Source organism: Methylibium sp., from assembly GCF_013817365.1.
Classification (GTDB): Bacteria; Pseudomonadota; Gammaproteobacteria; order Burkholderiales; family Burkholderiaceae_C; genus Methylibium.
On sequence record NZ_JACDCU010000357.1, the window covers coordinates 1 to 4308 of the forward strand.

The window sequence follows — 4308 nt, forward strand, 5'->3', positions numbered from 1 at the left end:
CCCTTGGCCGCTGCGGTCGCCTCAATCTCCAATGTGCGTTCCATCATCATCTCCGGTCACACCACGATGCGTGGCCGGAGGAAATATGCCGAGTGCGCTACCTGTCTTGCCCCTTGCTGTGCGACTGCGACCGCACGATCGTCTCGGCATATTCCTGGACTCGGAATAGTGGCGCCTATGCCGATGTCGGCATAGGCGGCATTCCTTCGCCACGCATCTGCTGCAGGCGGGCTACGACATCCGTACGGTGCAGGAGTTGTTAGGCCATAGCGATGTGCGCACTACGCAGATCTATACGCACGTGCTCAACCGGGGAGGGCGGGCGGTGTTGAGCCCGCTGGATGCGATGTGATCGGGCTGCTCGAGGCGCAGCTCACACCTGCATGTTCATGATGTCCGTGTAAGCCTGCACCAGCTTGTTGCGCACATGCAGCGTCGCCTGAAAGCCGATCTGCGCTTTCTGCATCGACACCATCGTCTCTTCCAGGCTGACCGATGGGTTGCCGAGCTGCACCTGCTGCTGCTGCTGCGAGGCCTGCAGTTGCGTGGCGCTCACTGACCTGAGCGCCTGGCTGAAGCTGGTGTGAAAACTCGCACCCTCCGCAGCGCCGGCTGCCGTGCTCTGGCGCACGCGCTCGGCTACCTGCGGCATGCCGGCGCGGGCCGCGGCCTGGGCAAAGTCGAAGGGCTTGAGCTTCATGTCCATGGAGCCGGATGCTAGGGCTCCCGTTGGTACGCAATGGGGCGAACTGGGCGCCATTGCGGGGCTTGTTCGCCGCTTGTCGCGCTTCAGTGCGTTGAAACAATGCCGAGGCACACCCGGGTTCGCCCCGAGGTGCGCGAACAACAACAACACCAACACACAGAGCCGCGACGCCCCCCTACGCCCACGATGGACACCGCAATCGCCCCCCTCGGCAACGCCAGCGCCGCCACCCTGATTTCGCCCACGCAGCCGGGGGCCGAGGCCGGCTTCGGTGCGCGTCTGGCCGCCTTGCCGCCGGGGCGCAAGATGATGCTGGGCTTCGGCGTGATGGCACTGGCCGGCATCGCGCTGGCCATGTCGATGTGGTCCTCGCAGGGCAACTACAAGGTGCTCTACGCCAACTTGTCCGACAAGGACGGCGGCGCCATCCTCGCGCAGCTCTCGCAGATGAACGTGCCCTACAAGCACGCCGATGGCGGCAGCGCCATCCTGGTGCCGGCCGACAAGGTGCACGACGTGCGCCTCAAGCTCGCCTCCAGCGGCCTGCCCAAGGGCGGCGTGGTCGGCTTCGAGCTGATGGACAACGCCAAGTTCGGGCAAACGCAGTTCCAGGAACGCCTGACTTTCCAGCGCGGGCTGGAGGGCGAGCTCACGCGCTCCATCGGTGCGCTGTCCGCGGTGCAGAGCGCACGCGTTCACCTGGCGCTGCCCAACCAGAACGGCTTTTTCCGCGAACAGCAGAAACCCAGCGCCTCGGTGCTGCTCACGCTGCACCCGGGCCGCCTGCTCGACCGCGCACAGATCGCCGGCATCGTTCACCTCGTCTCCAGCAGCGTGCCCGAGATGAACCCGAAGGCCGTGAGCGTGCTCGACGCCAGCGGCGCCTTGCTCTCCGGCGCGCCGCAAGGCAACGCCTCCGGCATGCTCGACGCGCAGCAACTGCAATACGTTGCGCAGATCGAAGCCAACTACACGCGCCGCGTGTTCGACATCCTCGAGCCCGTGCTCGGCCGCAACAACCTGCGCGCGCAGGTCACCGCCGAGATCGATTTCACGCAGACCGAATCCACCTCCGAGGAGTTCGCACCCAACCAGGGCCGCGACGCCGAAGGCAAGCCCGTGCAAGCCACCGTGCGCAGCGAGCAGAGCGCCCAGTCGGGCTCGGGCAGTGCCGGGTTGCCGGGCGGCGTGCCGGGGGCCGCGAGCAACCAGCCGCCCGTGCCGGCCACGGCGCCGGTCAATGGCAGCGCCGCGCCGCTGCAGGCCGCGCAGGCGGGCACGCAAGGCGGCAGCAGCAGCCGGCGCGACGCCACCATCAACTACGAGGTCGATCGCACGGTGCGCGTCACGCGCGCCGCCACCGGCAACGTCAAGCGCCTCAACGCCGCGGTGGTGGTCAACCACCGCTCCGTCACCGACGCCAAGGGCAAGACCACCACCACCGCGCTCACGGCCGAAGAGCTCGACAAGCTCACCGCGCTCGTCAAGGAAACGGTGGGCTTCAACGCAGAGCGGGGCGATTCGGTCAAGCTCATCAATGCGCCCTTCAGGGTCGAGGCACCCATCGCCGAGGTGCCGCTGCCGCTGTGGCAGCAACCCGGCACGCAGGACCTGATGCGCACATTGGCGGTGCCCGGCGCGCTCACGCTGCTGGCGCTCATCATCGTGTTCGGCGCGGTGCGCCCAGCGCTCAAGGCGGCGCAGTCGCCTCGCCCGGCGCCTCGCCTGGACGCGGTGGTCGACGACGTGCAGACGCTGCCCGCCGCGAACCGCGCGCCGCTGCCGCAGCTCGAGGCGCCGGTCGCCGACGACCGCCTCACGCTCGCCCGCAGCATCGCCAAGGAGAACCCGCAGGCGGTGGCCAACATCGTGCGGGGCTGGGTGAGCAAGGAGTCCTGAGCATGGATGACGAAGGACTCGAAGACTCGGCCATCCTGCTGATGTCGCTCGGCGAGGAAGAGGCCGCCGAGGTGTTCAAGCACCTCGCGCCCAAGGAAGTGCAGCGCCTGGGCGAAACCATCGCCCGCATGAAGACGGTGCCGCGCGAGCGCGTGGAGCAGATGCTCGAGCGGTTCACCACCGCCGCGGCCGACACCAGCATGCTGGTGAGCGACACCGACGAATACATCAAGGCCGTGCTGCGCCGCGCGCTCGGCGACGACAAGGCCAACCTGCTGATCGACCGCATCCTGCAGGGCGGCGACGTCTCCGGCATCGAGAGCCTCAAGTGGATGGACCCCGGCTCGGTGGCCGAGCTGCTGCGCAACGAGCACCCGCAGATCGTCGCGGCCATCCTCGTGCACCTCGATTTCGATCAGGCGGCCGACGTTCTCAAGCAGTTTCCCGAACGCCAGCGCAACGAGGTGATGGTGCGCGTCGCCACGCTCGACGGCATCCAGCCCAGCGCGCTGAAGGATCTGAACGAGGTGATGAGCAAGGTGCTGGCCGGCGGCGAGCGCATGAAGAAGGCCACCATGGGTGGCGTGAAGACCGCCGCCGAAATCATCAACGTGATGGGCTCGACGGTGGAGACCTCGGTGCTCGACTACATCCGCGAGGCCGATGGCGACCTCGCGCAAAAGATCATGGACAACATGTTCACGTTCGACGATCTGCTCAAGATCGACGACCGTGGCGTGCAGGCGCTGCTCAAGGAAGTGCAGAGCGAATCGCTCGTCATCGCGCTCAAGGGCGCCACGCCCGAGCTGCGCGAGAAGATCTTCACCAACATGTCCACGCGCGCCGCCGAGACGCTGCGCGAAGACCTGGAGTCTCGCGGCCCGGTGCGGGTGTCCGAGGTCGAGGCCGAGCAGAAGGAAATGCTCAAGATCGTTCGCCGTCTGGCCGACGAAGGCCAGGTGGTGCTGAGCGGCGGCGGTGATGACCAGTTCCTCTGAACGCCAGCCGGCCGGCGCGCCTGATCCGGGCCGGCAGCCCGGTGCACGCGACCCCGCCGCGCGCACGCGGCGCTTCGACGAGCCCAAAGGCGCGGCGTCTTTCGCCGAGCGGGCGGCGGCCGATGCGGCGCTGCATGAGCGTTCGCCGTTCAGCGCCGGTCCGGCCGCATCGTTCGCGAGCGGCACCAGCGCCAGCGCCGGCGCAGGCGCAAGCGGGAGTGCGAGTGCGAGTGCGAGTGCGAGTGCCGGCGCGCGGAGCGGTATGCGGACCGGCACCGGCGCGTCCGGCGCTGCGACGGCCGGCGCCAGCGGCAGCTACACGCGCTTCATCCCACGCGAAGAGGTCAAGAGTTTCTCGGCCTGGACGCCCGACAGCTTCGGCACCACGGCGCCCCGCGCCGAGCCGGGCGCCGGCGAGTCGGCTCCCGCCGGGCCGCCCACCCCGGCCGAACTGGCCGCGCAATTGCAGGCCGCTCGCCAGTCGGGCTACCAGGACGGCTACCGCGACGGGCTCGTCGCACTCGAAGCTTTCAAGCAGAGCTACGCGCAGCAGATCACTGCGCAGATGGGCACGCTGGCGGGCACGTATCGCGCCCAGCTCGAGCAGCTCGAGCACGGCCTCGCAGTGCAGGTCGCCGAGGTGGCTCTGGCGTTGGCGCGGCAGGTGGTGAGAAGCGAGTTGGCGACCCGACCGGAGTTCGTCGC

3 protein-coding genes and 2 pseudogenes are annotated in these 4308 nt (G+C 68.4%); 4 read left to right on the top strand and 1 reads right to left on the bottom strand.

Annotated features, from left to right (window positions below; translation table 11 throughout):
* Positions 1-196: 196 nt before the first annotated feature.
* A pseudogene (locus H0W38_RS17530) lies at positions 197-352 on the top strand (tyrosine-type recombinase/integrase); the annotation flags it as partial.
* Positions 353-373: 21 nt separating this feature from the next.
* Here the strand turns inward: H0W38_RS17530 and fliE are convergent.
* Positions 374-706, bottom strand: a complete 333-nt coding sequence (fliE, locus tag H0W38_RS17535) for a flagellar hook-basal body complex protein FliE (protein ID WP_292456457.1) — start codon at positions 704-706, stop codon at positions 374-376.
* 186 nt (positions 707-892) lie between these two features.
* On the opposite strand from fliE, the gene fliF reads away from it, so the two are divergent.
* From fliF to H0W38_RS17550, 3 genes and pseudogenes are all read left to right on the top strand, one after another.
* Positions 893-2605 carry a flagellar basal-body MS-ring/collar protein FliF gene (gene fliF, locus H0W38_RS17540; protein ID WP_292456459.1) on the top strand — a complete coding sequence of 571 codons (1713 nt, stop codon included), beginning with the start codon at positions 893-895 and terminating at the stop codon, positions 2603-2605.
* Positions 2606-2607: 2 nt separating this feature from the next.
* Positions 2608-3603: a flagellar motor switch protein FliG gene (gene fliG, locus H0W38_RS17545; RefSeq protein WP_292456461.1), complete on the top strand. Its 996-nt coding sequence runs from the start codon at positions 2608-2610 to the stop codon at positions 3601-3603.
* Positions 3587-4308, top strand: a pseudogene (locus H0W38_RS17550) (hypothetical protein); the annotation flags it as partial. The gene fliG and the pseudogene H0W38_RS17550, both read left to right, overlap by 17 nt.

Bases quoted from the DNA above. Each gene is read 5' to 3' on its own strand.
- fliE (WP_292456457.1), bottom strand. From the start codon at position 706: ATGGACATGAAGCTCAAGCCCTTCGACTTTGCCCAGGCCGCGGCCCGC.
- fliF (WP_292456459.1), top strand. From the start codon at position 893: ATGGACACCGCAATCGCCCCCCTCGGCAACGCCAGCGCCGCCACCCTG.
- fliG (WP_292456461.1), top strand. From the start codon at position 2,608: ATGGATGACGAAGGACTCGAAGACTCGGCCATCCTGCTGATGTCGCTC.